The organism is Terribacillus saccharophilus, from assembly GCF_000725365.1.
In the GTDB taxonomy this organism is placed as follows: Bacteria; Bacillota; Bacilli; order Bacillales; family Amphibacillaceae; genus Terribacillus; species Terribacillus saccharophilus.
The window spans coordinates 221,461-240,336 of record NZ_CP008876.1 but is presented as its reverse complement, the minus strand read 5'-3'; the positions used below and the strand labels follow the sequence as shown (position 1 = coordinate 240,336).

19 protein-coding genes are annotated in these 18,876 nt (G+C 42.7%); 5 read left to right on the top strand and 14 right to left on the bottom strand.

Annotated elements, in window-relative coordinates:
- Positions 1 to 8: 8 nt before the first annotated feature.
- The 5 genes from GZ22_RS01205 to GZ22_RS01185 form a co-directional block, all read right to left on the bottom strand.
- Complete coding sequence (locus GZ22_RS01205; RefSeq protein WP_038557912.1) at positions 9 to 389, bottom strand: hypothetical protein; 381 nt, start codon at positions 387 to 389, stop codon at positions 9 to 11.
- The gene (locus GZ22_RS01200) at positions 386 to 691 is read right to left on the bottom strand and encodes an antibiotic biosynthesis monooxygenase family protein (RefSeq protein WP_038557909.1); all 306 of its coding nucleotides are present in this window, start codon (positions 689 to 691) and stop codon (positions 386 to 388) included. The genes GZ22_RS01205 and GZ22_RS01200 overlap by 4 nt, the downstream gene beginning before the upstream one ends.
- Before the next feature lie 127 nt (positions 692 to 818).
- Positions 819 to 2,057 (bottom strand): MFS transporter, encoded by a 1,239-nt coding sequence (locus tag GZ22_RS01195; protein WP_051747916.1) that lies wholly within the window; start codon positions 2,055 to 2,057, stop codon positions 819 to 821.
- 18 nt (positions 2,058 to 2,075) lie between these two features.
- Complete coding sequence (locus GZ22_RS17900) at positions 2,076 to 2,480, bottom strand: MarR family winged helix-turn-helix transcriptional regulator (protein WP_051747913.1); 405 nt, start codon at positions 2,478 to 2,480, stop codon at positions 2,076 to 2,078.
- Positions 2,481 to 2,599: 119 nt separating this feature from the next.
- Positions 2,600 to 2,833 carry a hypothetical protein gene (locus GZ22_RS01185; protein ID WP_095233479.1) on the bottom strand — a complete coding sequence of 78 codons (234 nt, stop codon included), beginning with the start codon at positions 2,831 to 2,833 and terminating at the stop codon, positions 2,600 to 2,602.
- 116 nt (positions 2,834 to 2,949) lie between these two features.
- On the opposite strand from GZ22_RS01185, the gene GZ22_RS01180 reads away from it, so the two are divergent.
- Positions 2,950 to 3,441 (top strand): GNAT family N-acetyltransferase, encoded by a 492-nt coding sequence (locus tag GZ22_RS01180; protein ID WP_038557907.1) that lies wholly within the window; start codon positions 2,950 to 2,952, stop codon positions 3,439 to 3,441.
- A 174-nt stretch (positions 3,442 to 3,615) separates the two neighbouring features.
- Here GZ22_RS01180 and treR read toward each other — a convergent pair whose 3' ends face one another.
- Genes treR through treP form a run of 3 tightly spaced genes read right to left on the bottom strand, consistent with a single transcriptional unit; the run spans position 3,616 to position 7,446 of the window.
- The gene (gene treR / locus GZ22_RS01175) at positions 3,616 to 4,329 is read right to left on the bottom strand and encodes a trehalose operon repressor (protein ID WP_038557905.1); all 714 of its coding nucleotides are present in this window, start codon (positions 4,327 to 4,329) and stop codon (positions 3,616 to 3,618) included.
- A 13-nt stretch (positions 4,330 to 4,342) separates the two neighbouring features.
- On the bottom strand, positions 4,343 to 6,016 hold the full coding sequence (treC, locus tag GZ22_RS01170) for an alpha,alpha-phosphotrehalase (protein ID WP_038557903.1): 1,674 nt from the start codon (positions 6,014 to 6,016) through the stop codon (positions 4,343 to 4,345).
- A gap of 20 nt (positions 6,017 to 6,036) precedes the next feature.
- A complete protein-coding gene (gene treP / locus GZ22_RS01165; RefSeq protein ID WP_038557900.1) occupies positions 6,037 to 7,446 on the bottom strand; it encodes a PTS system trehalose-specific EIIBC component in 1,410 nt (469 codons plus the stop codon).
- A gap of 210 nt (positions 7,447 to 7,656) precedes the next feature.
- On the opposite strand from treP, the gene coaA reads away from it, so the two are divergent.
- On the top strand, positions 7,657 to 8,580 hold the full coding sequence (gene coaA, locus GZ22_RS01160; protein WP_038557896.1) for a type I pantothenate kinase: 924 nt from the start codon (positions 7,657 to 7,659) through the stop codon (positions 8,578 to 8,580).
- A gap of 24 nt (positions 8,581 to 8,604) precedes the next feature.
- A complete protein-coding gene (locus GZ22_RS01155) occupies positions 8,605 to 9,471 on the top strand; it encodes a MurR/RpiR family transcriptional regulator (protein WP_038557893.1) in 867 nt (288 codons plus the stop codon).
- A gap of 10 nt (positions 9,472 to 9,481) precedes the next feature.
- Here the strand turns inward: GZ22_RS01155 and GZ22_RS01150 are convergent, their stop codons facing one another.
- Genes GZ22_RS01150 through GZ22_RS01135 form a run of 4 tightly spaced genes read right to left on the bottom strand, consistent with a single transcriptional unit; the run spans position 9,482 to position 14,056 of the window.
- Entirely contained in the window at positions 9,482 to 10,126 is a 645-nt protein-coding gene (locus tag GZ22_RS01150) for a lysozyme family protein (RefSeq protein ID WP_051747911.1), read from the bottom strand.
- Entirely contained in the window at positions 10,110 to 12,722 is a 2,613-nt protein-coding gene (locus GZ22_RS01145) for a YfhO family protein (protein WP_038557891.1), read from the bottom strand. The genes GZ22_RS01150 and GZ22_RS01145 overlap by 17 nt, the downstream gene beginning before the upstream one ends.
- Positions 12,712 to 13,116, bottom strand: a complete 405-nt coding sequence (locus GZ22_RS01140; protein ID WP_038557889.1) for a GtrA family protein — start codon at positions 13,114 to 13,116, stop codon at positions 12,712 to 12,714. Before GZ22_RS01140 ends, GZ22_RS01145 begins: the two co-directional genes overlap by 11 nt.
- A complete protein-coding gene (locus tag GZ22_RS01135; protein WP_038557887.1) occupies positions 13,094 to 14,056 on the bottom strand; it encodes a glycosyltransferase family 2 protein in 963 nt (320 codons plus the stop codon). Before GZ22_RS01135 ends, GZ22_RS01140 begins: the two co-directional genes overlap by 23 nt.
- A 156-nt stretch (positions 14,057 to 14,212) precedes the next feature.
- Here GZ22_RS01135 and GZ22_RS01130 point away from each other — a divergent pair, with 156 nt between their 5' ends.
- On the top strand, positions 14,213 to 15,061 hold the full coding sequence (locus tag GZ22_RS01130; RefSeq protein WP_038557885.1) for a Cof-type HAD-IIB family hydrolase: 849 nt from the start codon (positions 14,213 to 14,215) through the stop codon (positions 15,059 to 15,061).
- 9 nt (positions 15,062 to 15,070) lie between these two features.
- Here GZ22_RS01130 and GZ22_RS01125 read toward each other — a convergent pair whose 3' ends face one another.
- Complete coding sequence (locus GZ22_RS01125; RefSeq protein ID WP_038557883.1) at positions 15,071 to 16,072, bottom strand: NAD(P)/FAD-dependent oxidoreductase; 1,002 nt, start codon at positions 16,070 to 16,072, stop codon at positions 15,071 to 15,073.
- 127 nt (positions 16,073 to 16,199) lie between these two features.
- Between GZ22_RS01125 and GZ22_RS01120 the strand changes: the two genes are divergently transcribed.
- Positions 16,200 to 18,260 carry a bifunctional diguanylate cyclase/phosphodiesterase gene (locus tag GZ22_RS01120; protein ID WP_038557881.1) on the top strand — a complete coding sequence of 687 codons (2,061 nt, stop codon included), beginning with the start codon at positions 16,200 to 16,202 and terminating at the stop codon, positions 18,258 to 18,260.
- Positions 18,261 to 18,277: 17 nt separating this feature from the next.
- On the opposite strand, the gene GZ22_RS01115 is transcribed toward GZ22_RS01120, so the two are convergent.
- Positions 18,278 to 18,748, bottom strand: coding sequence for a nucleoside deaminase (locus GZ22_RS01115; RefSeq protein ID WP_038557879.1), 471 nt, complete (start codon positions 18,746 to 18,748; stop codon positions 18,278 to 18,280).
- Positions 18,749 to 18,876 lie beyond the last annotated feature (128 nt).

Genomic DNA, 18,876 nt, shown 5'->3' with positions numbered 1-18,876 from the left:
TATCACCCTCAGTTGTCTTCTTCGTCCTTTTTCTTTTCTGCAATCAAAACCTGAATTCCTTCTACCAGACATGCTTTAAAAAAGTCGTATTTCCCTTTATCCATGTGATCTTTCAGAAGCGGGATGAGCCGCTCATAATTATCAATAATGATTTTTTCATTCATTCCGCGTGCAGACAGCAGCTCATGCAGCCATACGGTGTAGTCCACAAACAGCTTTGAGTCATCTGCTTCATAAGCTGACTGCAAATAATCAAGATGGTGCTGATTGTCTTCTCTCGTCCGCTTTTTTCCGTTCTCGCCGTATCGCTCGTATAAAGAAGGATAAGCGTTGAATATCTCCTCTACGATTTTATCGAGCAATGCATCGTTACTAAATTGCTGGTTCATTGAGCCACCACCTCGAACATTTTGACGGTCGGCCGGATAGCTGCAAGCTCTTGATCCGGATACTTTTTCTCCAGATCATGGATTCGCTTAAAATCTTCTCCGCTCACCCAGGTTAAATAGCTCTGCTTGTCCTCCCAGGTGATTTCTACGGTCAGCTCACCTGGCTTTTTTTGATTATGCAGCAGTTGGAACTTTCGGAAACCAGGTGCTTGATCCACTAATTTCGATCGGTTTTTATAAATTGCTATAACTTCTTCTGCCTTTTCAGCTGGAACATCAAAAATCGAATGGACGATATACATGGAATCCCCTCCAATTGCTTTAAATTCGAATACTATCAGCGTATCATAATCCGAAATACAGTTATAGCATTTACCTTTGTCTTCCCATACAAAAAAAAAGCCATGATCAAATGATCATGGCTTTCCCTTAACTCAAACGATCCATCGCACTTCTTCTAGCGGTGAATAATAGCAATCCAACGAGCACCGCTGCTGCAGCGACATAATATGGTGCTCCAATCGATATATGCTCTGACACTTTACCAGCGAGCCATGGTGAAATCGAACCACCGGTGAAACGCAAGAAACTATATGCAGCTGATGCTGTAGAACGCTCAACTGGTGATACTTCCATAACAGCTGTTGTCATGACAGTATTATTAATACCAAGTAATAATCCCATTAATGCAATCATCACAATTAGGAATACCGGCCAATCTGCGCCAATACCCATCAAAGCCAACACAATTATGATACCGACCATTACCATACTAAGTGATTTTTTCGTACCCAGCTTCGTTTCGAAGGACGGTGCAATAAAGATCGACCCGATTGCCAGCATAACGCCCCAGACAAAGAATACGAAACCAATACCGAATTCACCTAAATTTAAAACAAATGGTGAATATGTCAGTAAGGTGAAGAAACCGAAGTTATAAAATAGTGCTGTCAGCCCTATTGTCAAAAGTCCCGGGTGACGCAATGCCTGGAATGGTGCTGAAAGCGGAATTTTCTTTGTTGGTTTAGGCATATCTGTGAGTAATATCCATACCGCCAGCAAACCAATCAGCATTAAGACCGCCACACCAAAGAATGGTGCGCGCCAGTGGATGGACCCGAGCAAACCACCCAAAAGCGGTCCGACAGACATCCCTAATCCAAGTGCAGCTTCGTAAAGCATGATGGCTACAGCTGAGCCACCACTGGCAACACTAACAATTACAGCAAGTGCAGTGGAGATAAATAATGCATTACCTAGTCCCCAGCCTGCGCGGAGCCCGACTAGTTCGTCTACACTGCCAGCCAGGCCACCTAAAGTCGAGAATAAAATAATAATGACCAGCCCAATAAGCAATGTCATTTTCGGACCAATTCTGCTGGATAACCAACCTGTGATTAACATCATAATTCCGGTAACGAGCAAATAACTCGTGAATAATAGCTCTACTTGACTTGGCGTTGCATCCATTTGTGCTGCAATAGATGGAAGAATCGGGTCAACAAGACCAATCCCCATAAATGCAACGACACATGCAAAAGCAACCGCCCATGCTGCCTTCGGTTGCCGGAAAATCCGTTTTATACTATGTGCATCTTCCTTAATTTCATTTTCAGCTTGTTCAATTTCGTGTCCATCGGGTATCGTTTCATTACGAATGTCCGACATACACTCATCCCCTTTCTATTAATCAGCGAGCATCTTACGGCTTAGCCGGATGAACTCATTTTTCTCTTCTTCCGTCAATTTATCCAGGAAAGAACCAAAGGCTTTGTCTCTTGCTCCAGAAAAGCTCACATAAAAATCGGATCCTTTTTGCGTGATCGCAAGCATAACCACCCGACGATCCTTCTCAGAATGAATACGTTCCAAATAGCCTTCTTTAATCATACGGTTTCCTAAATTCGTTGCTCCGCTAAAGCTGATCCCTACTTCTTCAGCTAAATCAGACATGCGCATCGGACCATTATTTTTTAACAACCTCAATAATACGAGCTGCGGCCCGGAAATCTGAAAATCCCATTCCTTACGCAACGCTTTATTGACATTACGTACTAATTCGATAAAATCAACCATATCTCTGCTTTCCACTTACAGACCCCCAATTACTGCTTTCTACTAGTATTAGTATACATTAATATTTCATACATGTGAAATAAATTTTATTAAAAAAAATTTCAACTGCTAGAAATAGCAGCTGAAACATATTGTTACACTCTCTTTTTCAATGTCTTTTCAGTCTGTTCATTTACTGCTTGCCTTATATGATACAACTCAGCATACATACCTGCTGCGAACGCTCCAATAATGCTGAGCAGCACACTTAGAATCATAGCCATAAAGTTTAAGTCAAAGCCGAGCATGGCGACCATGCCGATGATAAAGCCGATCACTAAGCCAATAGCAGCGAACTGCAGTAATTTACCGAAAGTTACAGAATACATAATCCACATCCTCTCATCTGCCTGTTCATCTACTTATCTTGTACCCCAAATTGAACTAGACTATGCTTCTATCCAATCGTTTAGTATAATAAGCCAAAAAACATGGGGGAATAGACATGCAATACCGCATCGCAGAAATTCATGATCTTCCTGCAATTGTCTCTATCTATAATTCCACGATTGCCGGCAGAATGGTCACTGCAGATTTGGAAGAGATATCAGTGGAAAGCAGACTGGATTGGTTTCAGCACCATACGGAACAGCGACCGCTTTGGGTTGTGGAAGAAGACGGGAATATACTAGGCTGGATAAGCTTGGAGCCGTTTTATGGCCGAGCTGCTTATCATAAAACCGTGGAAGTCAGCATCTATCTTCATCAAGATGCTCGAGGAAAAGGACTCGGAAGAAGTATGCTGCAATTCGTCATTGATCAGGCCGAGACGCTGGATTTCAAAACAGTTCTAGGATTTGTTTTTGGCCATAATGAACCGAGCATCAAGCTCTTCGAACGCTTCGGATTTGAACGCTGGGCTGATATGCCAAACGTAGCCGAATTGGATGGGATCGAGCGGGATTTAGTTATTTTAGGCAAGCGAATCCGCTCTTAATCGATATCCACTTGTGGATAAAATATTGTGCACCAGCATTCGTCAAATTTTTCTGTGTATAACTTATGTTACACACAAATTATGTGAACAAACAGAATCTTTCTGTGTACAAGCTCCTCTTTACCCACAATAAAATGTGCATAGCCTTTAAGCTATGCACATTTTATTGTTTTCTCATTTTGTTCTTCGAGCAAAATCGACAAATCTAAACTTATCCGGTCGATGCTTTGACTCGGTATATTGGAATAAAGTTGTATCCTCAAGATAAACAGCACTGCGCACGACGACAAGCTGTTGATAACTTCCCAAATCCATAATGGCTTTATCTTCCGCTTGAGCTTCTTCAACGACTACTTCTTTTTTTGCATAACTGATGGACAATCCAAGTTCCTTCTCCAGATAATCATAAATCGAGTCACCTGCAATTTCTTCTGTCAAACCAGGAGCAAGTTCATTCAATAAGAAATCTTTATCATAGATGACCGCTTCATTATCCAGTTTACGCAAGCGATGCAGCTCCCAAACAGGCGTACCTTCCTCGCATTGCAGCACCTGTTGGATTAAACCATGCGCGTTTTTACAAGAAAGTGACGTTACAATTGTCTCTACCTTCTGCGACATTGAGCGGGACAGTTCCTTGAAGCTCGTAAGTCCGCTTACCGGCAAAGGCAGCTTATCCTGCTCAAGCACGACCGATCCTTTTCCTTGCAGCTTTTGGATGTACCCATTCTGGGACAGCAATTGCAAGGCTTTACGAACAGTTTCTCTGGATGTCGTGAATCTTTCCGTCAGCTCATTTTCAGAAGGAAGCAGCTGTCCTGCCTTAATTTTTTCTGTCTGGATTTCTTTTGCTAACAAATCATAGATTGCTTGAAATTTCTTCTCCATCCACATCAGGCCTTTACGCTTTAATATGGTAAATGACCGCTTCAAACGGACGAAGCCGTATCTTTCTGTAATCCGACGGACTATCTTCATAATTGGAAAGCAGGATTTCTGCTTTTGCTATGTGTTCTTTAGGATAGGAAAATTCTGCTGTCTCACCGAAGAAATTCGCAACAACTAGCAGTTTTTCACCATTCCACTTCCGTTCATAACAGAAGAGACGCTCATCATCCATACATATCGGTTCATAGTCTCCATGGGTTATGATAGCATATTCCTTCCGTAAGCGAATCAGCTTTTGATAATGATAGAAAATCGAATCCTCATCCTGCAGCGCCTTTTCCACATTAATAGCTTCATAATTCGATGCCACTGCGAGCCACGGCTTTCCATTAGTAAAGCCGGCATTGTGCCCTTCGTTCCATTGCATCGGAGTTCGCGAATTATCTCTGGAGCGGCGCTGGATAATTTGCAAAGCCTGTTCACTGTCCATTCCTTCCTCTTTTAGCGCTTGGAAGGCATTGTGGGTTTCTACATCTTTATAATCTTCAATGCTAGAGAACTTCGGATCCGTCATCCCTATCTCTTCTCCTTGATATATATAAGGAGTTCCTTGCATCATATGCAGAACGGTTGCCAGCATCTTCGCTGATTCTTTCCAATATTGACCGTCATCTCCGAATCGGCTGACAATACGCGGCTGATCATGATTGCACCAGAAAAGGGCATTCCAACCGCCCACTTCATGCATACCGATTTGCCAGTCAGATAAAATCTGCTTCAGCTTAATGAATTCCAGCTTGCCATCTGTCCATTTCATACCATTATCATAATCCACTTTCAGATGATGGAAATTAAACGTCATGCTCAACTCCTGGGCATCTGGTTTTGTATACTGTTGGCAGGCAGCCAAGCTTGTAGACGACATCTCCCCAACTGTTACCAGACTATGAGGTGTGAAAACTTCTTGATTCATTTCATGCATATATTCGTGAATTCGAGGTCCGTCTGTGTAGTACTCCTTCCCGTACTGACCATCTGGAGCATTTTGGTCATTTGGGAAGCTCTGAACTTTTGAAACAAGATTGATAACATCCAGCCGGAATCCGTCAAGACCCTTTTCTGCCCAAAAATTCATCATCTTGAACAAATCTTTCCGAACCTTCTCATTCTCCCAGTTAAGATCCGCCTGTGTCTTGTCGAACAAATGCAAATAATACTGATTCGTATGCTCTTCCAACCCCCAAGCGCCACCGCCAAACTTGGATACCCAGTTGTTTGGCTCTGCACCATCTTGCGAATCTCGCCAAATATAATAATCACGGTAAGGGTTATCCTTTGACGATTTTGCCTGGCGGAACCATTCATGATCTGTTGAGGTGTGATTGATGACAATATCCATCATCAGCTTCATATCCCGATCATGCAATTCCTCAATTAATCGTTCCACGTCTTCCATCGTGCCGTAAGCCGGCTCGATCTCGTAATAATTACTGATATCATAGCCATTATCATGCTGCGGGGAGCGGTAGATCGGTGTCAGCCACACCATATCAACACCGAGCTCCTTCAAATAATCCAGCTTTTCAATTATTCCTTGCAGATCCCCCGTCCCAGTGCCCTTTGTATCATGAAAGCTTTTTGGGTAAATTTGATATACAGTACTTCTCTTCCACCATGGCTCACTCATTTACAATCTCCTTTCCTTTGTTACACATTCTTTTTTCTTTTAGCTACTAGATAAGTTGTCACAAACGGTACTACAATGACTATCACCATACCGATTGCAAATGCTCCCCAGCTTCCCGGCAGGATAGAAAAGATACCAGGGACGCCGCCGATTCCTACTGAGCTTGCCTCCACACCTCTCCAGGCTATAAATGTTCCCGCAACAGCCGAAGCCCCGAGAGCAAGGAAGAACGGATAGCGGAATCGCAGATTAACACCGAATACAGCTGGTTCTGTAACTCCGAGCCAAGCACTGATCCAGGCCGTCAGCGATAGCCCTCGCAGCTTCTCATCCTTCGTTGCCAGCATCACACCAAGCGTCGCAGAACCTTGGGATATATTAGACAGTGCCAGTATTGGCCATAAGAATGTTGCGCCAGTATTAGCAATCAGCTGCAAATCCAGAGCAAGGAATGTATGGTGAAGTCCGGTAACAACCAAAGCTCCATACAAAGCTCCATACAGCAAACCGCCAACTGGAGCGACAGTATCGAATACAGCTACGAATCCATCTGTAATGGCATTCCCGACGATGAACATAATTGGTCCGATCACGATGAAGCTTATAATACCAGTAAGCAAAAGCGCGACAGGAGCGACAACGAGCAGCTGAAAACTATCAGGTACTTTGCGTCGCAGGAAAATTTCTATTTTAGCTAAAACCCATGCCGCAAAAAGTACTGGCAGCACTTGCCCTTGGTATCCGATACGCTGAATCTCCAGTCCAAATAAATTCCATACCGGAGCATTCCCTTCCATGGCAGCACTAGCATAATCAGTCGGATTTAATAGAGACGGATGAATCAAAGCTAAACCGAGTACCATCCCGAGCAGCGGACTGCCGCCAAATTTCTTGACTGCCGACCACCCTATCAGTGCCGGCAGGAAGGCAAATGCCGTGTTAGCGATTACATAAATCATGTCAGCAATGCCTGCCCACTGTGGATAAACCTCAATGATAGATGCACTGTCGAAGAAAATACCTGGATTATTTAAGATGTTATGAATACCTAGCAATAGACCCGCAGTTACGATGGCTGGCAAAATCGGTATGAAAATGTCGCCAAGCGTTTTTAATGCCCGTTGCAGTGGATTCCCCTTCTTACTTACAGTTTCCTTCACTTCATCCTTTGTAGATTCTCCGACTTCAGCAATCTGAATAAATTCTTTATATACTTTATCAACTGTACCTTGACCGATTACAACCTGATACTGGTTATTTGCTGAAAAAGAACCTTTTACAACATCAATGTTCTGCAGTGCCTCTTTATCGACTTTACCTTCATCCGCCAACGCCAGCCGCAGCCGCGTGACGCAATGCGTCGCAGCTTGGATATTCTCTTTTCCTCCAAGCGCTGCCAGTATTTCTTCTGCCTGTTGTCTTAGATCCACCTCTGCCACCTCACCCTAGTTTTATAATGTAAGCGAATACAATGATAGCATAACTTGTATATACAAGTTATGCAAGAAATACCTACTCTTCTATACCCCAAGATTCAGCTCTGGATTATTAAATTTTGTCGTAGTAAAATGGAAAAGTATTTGTAAACGTTTTTACTTTGCACTATTTCTCAAATCCGCAGACAGAAGTTGAGGGTAAACATGCATACATACAAACCTTACTATCATTTCCCCCGGGAGGCGTGGGCAGCTCTTTCAGAGACTAAAACACCGCCCCTGACTCAAACAGAGCTTGAGGAAATCCGGGGAATAAATACGAGAATTTCTTTATCCGAGGTAGAAACTGCCTATATGCCTCTAACTAAGCTTGTCTCTTATTATCTGGAGGCAGCTGAAATGCTTCATGCTAAAGCAGGTAACTTCCTAGGTACAAACGAGAAAAAAGTTCCTTTCATCATCGGTATCGCAGGAAGTGTGGCTGTTGGAAAAAGTACAATCGCCCGATTACTTCAATTAATGCTTTCCCGTGCATTGCCTGATAAGAAAACAGAGCTTGTCACAACAGATGGATTTCTGTATCCGAATGCTGTTCTTAAAGAAAAGCAGATGATGCAGCGTAAAGGATTCCCGGAGAGCTACGATATAAAGGCATTAATCGATTTTATGGGTCAGGTGAAAGCTGGAAACACAAATATTATGGGGCCGCAGTATTCTCATCTCACTTACGATGTACTGCCTGAGCAAACAGAATTGGTATCTGATCCAGATATTCTGATTGTTGAGGGTGTGAATGTTCTGCAAGTGAAGAAGGAATATCAATTCTTTGTCAGCGACTTCTTCGATTTCTCAATCTATATCGATGCTGACGAATCAAACATTGAAAAATGGTATAAAGAACGTTTCCTTATGCTGCGTGCAACAGCCTTCCAAGATCCCAAATCCTACTTCCGTCATTATGCAGAAGTTTCTATTGACGAGGCATTGGAATCAGCGGACACAATTTGGGAGGAAATAAACGCGAAAAACTTACATGAGAACATCTTACCAACAAAAGGCCGTTCCGATCTTATTCTCCGTAAGGGAAACAATCACGAAGTTGAAGACGTATATTTGCGTAAACTTTGAAAAGTGAAAGGGGTCTTTTCCGTCATGCCGGATATATACCATCGTATTTCCAGTCAGCGGGAGCAGATGTCGAAGTCCCAGAAGAAAATTGCCAATTTCATTATCGAACATCCGAATCAGGCACCTTTCCTCAATGTAGAGGGACTGGCGAATGCAGCAGATGTGAGTGATGCAACAATTGTTCGTTTTGCTGCTTTTATGGGTTATCGCGGCTTTCCGGAGATGCAGCTCGCCTTGCAGAACGCTATGCAAGAGCAGTTGAGTGCGACCGAACGTTTCAAGCATCCTTCAGAAGAAGCCCAGTCAGAGGATCAGGACCTGTATGCCATCTTCCTGCGTGATCAAGCGAACATCCAGGAAACGATGGAGGCAATCGATATGCAGGCCTTCCATGCAGCAGCTGATACAGTAATCAATTCCAAGCGAATATTTATTTTAGCGAACCGCAGTGCAGTCAGTGTTGCAGACCTATTGCATTATCATCTTTCTTTTATTTTTGAGAATGTAGAAATTGTCGAACCATCTGACAGAGCAATAGACCAGATCTCTACGATACGGGAAGACGATGCGCTTATCGCTTTAAGCTTTGTGCGTTATTCTAATCACACGCTGCGATTGTTCCAAATGGCCAAGGACCGTGGCGCAAAAGCAATTGCCATTACAGATGGGCTGTCATCTCCATTGCTTACAGCGGCTGATTATTCATTCATGGCATCTAGTAAATCTCCATCACTGACGCATTCCTTGACTGCTCCAATCAGCTTGATTCATGCGTTTATCGCTTTGATTGGAAAAGAAAAGGCTGCCGACGTAAAAAAACGCCTCCGAACAATCGAGGAGGCGTGGCGTGATTTCAATGTATTCTCTAATTTCAAACCCCCATCTGCTTAAGCAGTGGGGGTCATTTGTCTTTAAAAGCTTCTTGAGCAGCCGGCAAGTAACTATAGACGGCTTCTACATATTGAATATCTCCGTAGCACGCATCCAGTTCTTCTGATTCCGGGCGTATACAGCGATAAATCTCTGGGTTTTCGACCTTCTTATATTGCTCCTGAGAAAATTCAACTGCCAGATCTTCGCTAAATGCTCCACCGTTTTCGTTAACAAAACCGATAAAGCCGGCACCGAAATTATAAGACTGGATGGCTACATCTTCCTCTCCATCCGCTTCTTCCAGCATACGGAGGAAATGCGCGATTCCGTAGGCAACCGATTCTTCCGGATCCTCGATACAGCCAATTTCACCGCATTTGCTTTCAGAGGCTTGCATCGGGTCATCTCCTCTGCCGCCAGATTCCTGCATCATGACAGAGAGAACAAGCGGTGCCAGAGACTCCTGATTCGATTTAGCCAATTCCTGCTCTATCGTATCCCGATAAGCCAATACATCTTCAGACAGTACTCTGCCTTCCTGCTGCTCAGTGCCGTCATTCTCTACCACAACGGAAAGAATGAACAGCAGAAAGAACAGACCCAAACCGAATAAAAGTACTGTTCCAAATGCTGTAAATAGTTGTTGCTGTTTTCTATTACGCTTCTTTTTCACCTTTCTCACCCGCCATATGACGTTTTCGTAAGAAGATTCCCCATGCTAGTGAAACAATAAGACTTCCAATACATAGAACAAGCAGCAAATTCCAATACGGCGGCCGATAAGTGAAGACAATATGGTTTTCTCCGCTCTGCAGCTGTACGCCAAGGAACGCATAATCTGCTTGCAAAAGTTCTTGATTTTCACCATTAACTGAAACTTGCCAGCCTTTTTCGTAAGGTACTGGTATTTTTAGATAGCTGTCTTCCTGTTGATTATTATAGTCTACCGTAACCTGACTGCGGCCGATAGTAAACGGAATGTCCTCCGCTTGTGCTACAGCAGAATCGAGCTTTTGATAATCTTCATGCTGCAGACTAAAATCTTCGATAGTATAGCTTCCTTCCGGCAAGCGTATCCGGATTGTATCAGCTGCTTGCACTCGAATTGTCAATTCATCGATTTTCGTACGATAAATAGACTGTTGCGATTTTCTGTCTGTTTCGAACTCATTGACAGTCAAATCATATAATGGTGCGCTCACATCGTTGTTTTTCAGATAGAAACTGACATAATAATCACCTGTCTTCGGTAAGTCATCATCAAGCTGCAGATCCAGGCCGCCTTCTGTTTGTTCTACTTGAAGCTGCCCATCTTGATAAGTACCCCCTGCCGCTTCTACTGACACTTGATCCATCAGATTCGGAAGTGCTTCCGCATCTTTAGTCGAACCGCCGTCTGAAAGAATAATACCATCAAGCATGGCATGCTCCCGTTCAAGCGGTGTATGACTTTCCAAGTCATTCTCCTGAAACACATTAGCAGTGACTCTCGCAAATGGCAGTAAGTTTTCATTCTGGTAAACAATATAATCACTACTTTCCATGTACGGTTTAAACCCATATGGTGCAGCAATTGCCTCTTGTTTATCGAACATTATATATTTTCCGTTCAGCATACTATATAAGTTCGCTCTGTTCCCGAAGCCTGAATAGCGGCTCACGCTTTCCCGCTTCATATCTATGTTCAAATCATGATAATAGAAAAACAGCAGCTCCTTATTAAGAATGCTAGAGTAAATACTGATTCCCGGAAAACCTTGGACCATATTTGTATTATTACTATCATCTGTCTTCCATTCGAGCCTGGTAAAGTTATCGTCTGATCCAAGCACTTCATGTATCAGTTCTTGCTGTTCTTTACTTGCATATTTGTCACTTGTCAGGAGCTGGAGCGTTGAATTATCTACATTCCCTGCATCAGAGAGCTGCTTTTCTTGATGAGAATTGATTAGCGGTATATACGTTGCAAAAACAACTATCAAACAAATTCCTAACATCCATGCTTTCCTTTTTAAAATATAGAAAAGGAATGCCAGCAGCACAAGCGCTACTCCTGCCAAGACATACTTCGCCCATTCATCTGCCCAATCAAGTGTCAGATCATGGTGCAGATAAAGACTATACAAAATAGCTGTAATCCCTATTGCAGCCAGCAGATGCCATTTCTTCACTTTGTGCAATTGTGTAATTCCCACAGCGATAGTTCCTGCAACAACGAACATGGTTAAGTACTCAAATCGATATTGCGGAGCTGAAAAACCGTTAAAGATACTCGCTATACGGGGGCTTCCCTGGAAGAAAATGAACAAGATGCTTAACAGAGCGAACAATCGGAAAAGCTTGTTTTTATAAAGTCCTGCTACACACATTAAAAAGACAAACAATACCGGCAGAAGTAAGGTTCTGCTTGTGAATAAGATGTTATCATCATTCCCATAAAACGGTATCGGATCTTCGAATGCCGGCCGGTAATTATTCAAAAAAGCATAAACAGATGGGATAAATGAAATGGAACCGATCCCGAACCCAAGCAGAATAGCCGGGATGAAATAGAGCAACTGGGATTTGATAGGCAACTCATCTTCTGATAACTTAATGAACCATCGCGCTATCACATAGATTCCAATAAAAATAAAGCTTATGTATGAAAAATAGAAATTATCGAATACGGATATGGCCACTGCGGCAATGAACCAGTAAGGTTTCCGCTCCTGGATAATTTTCTCCACTCCAAGTACTAGAAGCGGCAGCCAAAGAAAAGCGTTAGCGAAAAACTCCCAATACACGACATGCCTGAAGTAAATGGCACTGCCAGCATAAAAGCACGCTCCGATAAATGCGGGCAGAAGCGGTATTCGTAAGTATCGGAACACACCAACCGCCAGCAAGAGCGCAGCTGTAAGCCTAATGATACTAACTGGCAGGATAGCTTTTGCCCATGTGATAACATCAGGGCTTCCAATCACATTGGCAATGTCCAGGAGCCTTATCCCAAGCAATGTGAGCAAATAAACAATGCTCGTCGAGAAATAATAAGCCAGCTGACTGTAAATACCGCCGCCAAGCCCAAAGGAGAATGAATAGAAAAAATTCCCCTGCGTATATTGTTCATATAAATGCTGCTTAAATGGCAGCATTTGCGCCATTCCATCATTTGGTCCCAGCATGAAACGACCGTCAAAGTATTCCTTGATGAAATGCATATGTACCAAAACAGCAAATGTGAGTGCTGCTAAAACGAGCAGCACCACTTTCCAACTACGCTTCATGTGTTACATCCTCACGTCCATTCTTCATAATTTTACTTGTGATAACAAACGTGATCGGCACAGTGAAGAATACAGCCGCGATCGGCGCTACTGTACCGCTCCAGCCGAAGCCTTCAACGAATATGTACACCAAAACAGATGATACGGCTATATTGACAGCCTGCGTGAGCGGGAACTGGAAAAACTTCCGCCACGTTGGCCGTACGCCGTACGTGAAATAACTGTTCAAGAAAAACGAGAAAATCATGCTGATAATAGTCCCAATCCAATGGGATACGAGATAATGAACATCTGCAAGCTGATAGAAGAACAGGTATACCAGGTAATAGCAGATGGTGTTCAGCACACCTACGATGATAAAACGTGTAAACTCAAGCTTCCATATTTTTTTCATAGCTTTTCCTTGCCTCGATATTCGTATCTTTTACTAGGTAATGCGGTCTGCGTTTTGTTTCGTTATAGATTCTTCCTATATACTCTCCGATTACACCTAGACTCACAAGCTGTACCCCGCCCAAGAAAAGGATGGCGGTAATCAAAGTGAAATAACCAGGAGTGATCACTCCTCGGACAAGCACTTCCACAAACGTATACAGAATATATGCCAGCGAAAGGAATAGCACAATGAATCCGGCATATAAGCAGACCCGCAATGGTTTTGTGTTGAAGGAAACAATCCCATCGATGCCGTAATCGAACAGTTTCCCGAACGACCACTTTGATTCCCCATTCTGACGGGAAACATTGTCATAATAAACTGTTTTCTGCTCAAAGCCAATCCAAGAGAACAATCCTTTGGAGAATCGATTGCCCTCACTCAGGATTAACAGTGCGTCGATGGCCCGGCGGCTGAGCAAACGAAAATCTCCTACTCCATTTTGGATACGAACATCGATGAACCGATTGATGATCTTATAGTACATAGTCGAAAGCACTTTGCGTGGAAGGCTTTCACCTTTTCTGTTTCTTCGTGCAATAACTTGATCATAACCCTCTTCAAAACCGGCCAGTAACTCATGCAGCAGCGCAACCGGATGCTGTAAATCCGCATCGATGACGACTGCACAATCGCCTTTTGCATGTTGGAAGCCGGCCAGTATTGCCGCCTCTTTTCCGAAATTCCTTGTGAAAGACACATACTGCACATTGTAATGCATATCTGCTAATTCTTTCAGTTCCAATAGCGTGGTGTCAGAACTGCCATCATCCACATAAATCACTTCGTAGTCATAAGGTGAGTATTGTAATTCTTTGGCAAGTTCTTCATAAAAGAGCTTAACATTTTCCGCTTCATTAAACGAAGGCACAATTACGGATAGTAATTTCCCAGCCATTCTTTTCCCTCCATTAGGTATGAACCATTCTATATGTATTGTTAAAATTGTGAGCGGCTTGACTCCTTATTATACTTTACTACCCTAATTTCGTCAGTTTACATCCTATCCGAAATAGGGAATGTATGTAAAAAAGGAGTAAAGGAGCAATATCAAATGCGCAAATTAGTAGCAATAGACCTAGATGGAACATTTCTTAATCAGTATTACACTATATCCTCCCTGCATGCCAGCACCGTAAAAAAAGCGCAGCAAAAAGGAGCAGAAATTGTCATAGCAACAGGAAGAGCAAACTTCGATGTGCAGCGTCTCTTTCAAAATGAGCAGCTTTCTACTTGGGTTATCGGAGCAAACGGAGCTACCACTTACGACCCAGAAGGGAATTTGTCTGTTGCTTTGCCAATGGAAACAATTTACGCAAAAGAAATTATTACTTGGCTTAATGAAGAAAACTATTATTATGAAATCGTCACGGATAATGACATCTTCATAACGAATAAAGCAAAACAGCTGCTCCAGGATGAAATGGATATCGTCCAGAACACGGACAGAAGTGAGATGGAGAGCGCTCGCGAGCGCCAGCTTGGACAGGCGAATATCCAAGAGATAGAGGACTATATCGATGTCTTTCAATCAAAAAAAGAAATTTACAAAATAACGATTGTAAGCTTTGATGAAGAAAGACGACGCGTAGCGGCTGATACTTTAAGCAAGAAAGGACTGAATTTATTTTCTTCAGCCGATTTTAATTTAGAAATCGTTGATGCTAAAGCTTCAAAAGGAAACGCTTTGAAAAAACTAGCAAAGAAATTAGACATGAAGCAAGAAGATATTATTGCAATCGGGGACAGCATGAATGACCTGCCGATGCTGGAGATCGCTGGTACGAAGGTAGCGATGGGCAATGCAACCGAAGAGGTAAAACAGCATTGTGATTATACAACCGAAACGAACGAGGATGATGGCGTAGCTCATATGCTCGAACGTGAAATACTACAAAAATAGAGGCTGCTATCAGCCTCTATTTTTTTGGTATTCAATTGTACTGTAAACCTGTGCACTTGCTGATGGATCCAAATACAGTTTTGCACTATTTACGGCAGTGATTGCCTCCGCGAACCCTGTTGCAATCAGCATATTTTTATTGGCATAATGCACAGCATCTCCTGCTGCGTAGATGCCTGGTACATTAGTAGCCATACTATAATCCACGATAACCTTGTTTTTATCTGTTTCAATTCCCCAGCTGGCAAATGGCGTCTGCGTAAGATTTACATTTTCATAATATAACAGTGCATCCGTTTCATACATCATTTCCAAACCATCCTGTTCCACCAATAAAGTGTGCAATCCTTGGCTGTTTCCTAATAGCTTGGTGACTTTATGATTGTATTTCACGCGTATTGATGTATTCTCAAGTTCATCGATTACTTGGGGCGGCGTATACAGGAAATAATCTCGTTGATTAATTAATGTCACTTCTTTTGCCGTCTTCTCGAGTGCCCTTGCCCAATCAATACCTGTCCGGTTCATTGCATAAACCATGACACGCTTATCCCGGAATTTTTCAGCTGACTTCAAATAATAATGCAAATTCTTTCCCTCATATAAAGGTGCTTCCTCAAGCCGCAGCGGTTTCATCTGGTATGTTCCCATTCCGCTAGTGAGAATAATTGTCCGAGCCATATACAGCTTGCCGGCAGATGTTTCAATTTCAAAGATTCCACTTTCCTGCTTTCTTATTTGCTCGACAAACTCACCTGTTATAATCTCCGGTTCTGCTCTCCTGCTTTGCTCAAGCAGTTTATCGACCATTTCTTCTCCAGTTGCAACGGGAAAAGCACCTACATCATAAATGTGCTTTTCCGGATAAAATTGTGCCACTTTCCCTCCGAAATCCGAGGTAGCTTCGATTAGTAAAGTCGTCATCTTCCTTAGCTTTGTATAAAAAGACGTATACAGTCCGGTTGTTCCGCCGCCCACGATGATCACATCGTATATAAAATCATTCCGCAATGACAAATCCTCCCTGCTAATTAAGAATTATTTACTATTATTTCGCTGATTTTGGTTTGCTTTTTGTAACCATGGGTATACAATATCCCTATGACTATTTGACTATATAACAACTCGGAGGTTTTCCATGCAGGAAGTCACTGGTACGTATAACGTCACCTTTGTTGTCGTTTCTATATTTATTGCCATTCTTTCATCCTATATCGCCCTGGATATGTGCTCCAGGATAAACCGTACTGCAGGCTGGCGAAAATTCTTTTGGTTTATTTCCAGTTCACTTTTGATGGCACTCGGCATCTGGTCGATGCATTTCATATCTATGCTGGCCTATAAGCTGCCCGTGGAAGTCACTTATGATCCCGGTCTTGTCATTTTATCCGTGATCTTCGCTTTTGCTGGTACTTCCATTGCATTTTACCTTGCTACGGTAAGAATGACTGCGTTCCGTCTCTTTGCAGGCAGTATCTCTATGGGAGCAGCAATTGTAAGTATGCATTACATAGGCATGGTGGCCATGCGCATGGATGGCATGATGCATCATGGCGGGCCGTTTTACTACTTATCAATCATAATTGCTATTATAGCATCCTGCGTCGCTCTGCTATTGTTTCACTACTTCCAAAACCAGACTGGTCAAACACAGCATCTATTTAAGTTTGCCAGCGCGATTACAATGGGTACTGCCATTTGCGGCATGCACTATACAGCAATGAAAGCGGCTGTTGTCCATGTGAATAGCGGTTCCATTTTGCCAGAACCGGTGTTCACACCGAATAATATCAACCTTGCTATTAGCGTGATGCTCGTCATCCTGCTGACACAGGTATTGGCTTTCGTCTCCACTTCGACTGATCAAAAGCTTGCCGAACAAGCAGACCGATTACAATATATCGCAAACCATGATGAGTTGACGAATATTCCGAATCGCCGTTACTTTGAGCAGCAGCTTCTTGGCTATTTAGAAGAGCGTACAAGTGAACCCGCAGCTCTATTCTTCATGGATCTGGATCGATTTAAAGCAGTCAATGATACGCTCGGTCATAAATTCGGCGATAAGCTGCTGCAGCTTGTGACATTGCGCCTTTCACGGATGCTTCCAGATCAGAGTATGCTTGCTCGACTTGGCGGAGATGAATTCACGTTGCTTTATCCGAATGCAAAAAAGGAAGATGCAACAATGTTGGCACAAGCAATCATACAAAGCGTTGAAGAGCCATTTTTCATTGAAGGTCGGAAAGTAACCGTCAGCACAAGCATCGGTATTGCTTTGGTTCCTGATAATGGGACAACCAGTAAGGAAGTAATGCGATTTGCTGATATCGCCATGTATTTGGCAAAAGAAAGCGGCAGATCAAATTACAAGTTCTTTGCCAATGACAGCTTGCATGACTCACAGCCCCTTCTGCTGGAATCAGAATTATGCAGCGCCATTGCCAATGGAGAAATACAAGTTTACTTTCAGCCAAAGATGGCAAGTTCCGGCGACCAAGTATATGGTGTCGAAGCTCTATGCCGCTGGGTTCATCCTACGCACGGTATTATTCCGCCCGGCCAATTCATCCCTCTGGCAGAAAAGAACGGAGACATCATCGCACTTGATAGAAAAATGATTGAACTTGTTTTTGCCGAAATGAATAAAGAAGCTTTCTGGGATCTTCATGTTGCAGTTAACATCAGCACACAGCAATTTTATAACAATCGCTTTTTGAGCTTCATTCGCAAACAAATGGAGAGATATCCTCAAGTAGATGTAACGAAGCTGGAAATCGAAATAACAGAGGAAACTGCAATTCAAGACGTAGAAGGCGCTGCACACACAATAATGGAGCTGAAGAAATTAGGAATTCGTATCGCGCTTGATGACTTTGGCAAAGGCTTCAACAGCCTCAACTATTTAAAACAATTGCCCGTTGACACACTAAAGATTGATCGTGCTTTCATTGCGAATTTACCTAAGGATTTTCAAGACCAGGCCATTGTCTCTTCTATTGTAACGTTAGCGAAAAAACTGCAGCTTTCTATTGTCGCAGAAGGAGTAGAAAGCCAAGAACAGCTGACTTGGGTGCAAAACTTAGAATGTGATTATGCACAAGGTTACATGTTCAGTAAACCCCTGCAAGTGTCAGAGTTCTTAACTTATCTCGACACATTCAATGCAACACATAAAAAGAAGGCGACCCTGTTATAAAAGGATCGCCTTTTTCTTTAATATTCTACTTTATCTTCTTTCTCTGTCCATGCTTTCATCGGATCTGCCGTTTGATTATCACGAAGCTGCACCGTAAGAATTTTTCGTTCCTCATATGGTTTCTCAATCTCCTGATAGATGAAATCATCATCGAATCCAATTTGTGCAGCATCCTTTTTCGTATAAGCAAAGTACAATGCTTTCGGGCGCGCCCAATAAATCGCTCCTAAACACATCGGACAGGGTTCACAGCTGGAATATATGATACAATCCTCCAGCTCGAAGTGACCCAGGTTGCTCGTTGCGTTACGTATAGCCTGTATTTCTGCATGTGCCGTTGGATCATGCAAGCTTGTTACCAAGTTCGTTCCTTCTCCGACTATTTCTCCATTCTTTACAATGACAGCACCAAATGGACCGCCCTTGCCGTTGTTCACATTTTCTACCGCTAATTTACATGCATAATCTATGTAATAATGATGATCCATCTATTCTCCTCCTACATCATACTTCCCTTATAATTATAGAATTTTTCTTAATATTTAGCCAGAAAGTTAGTATGTAATCCTCTGCTTATAGGAACAATATACTTGTTACTTTTCGTAACCTCATATAT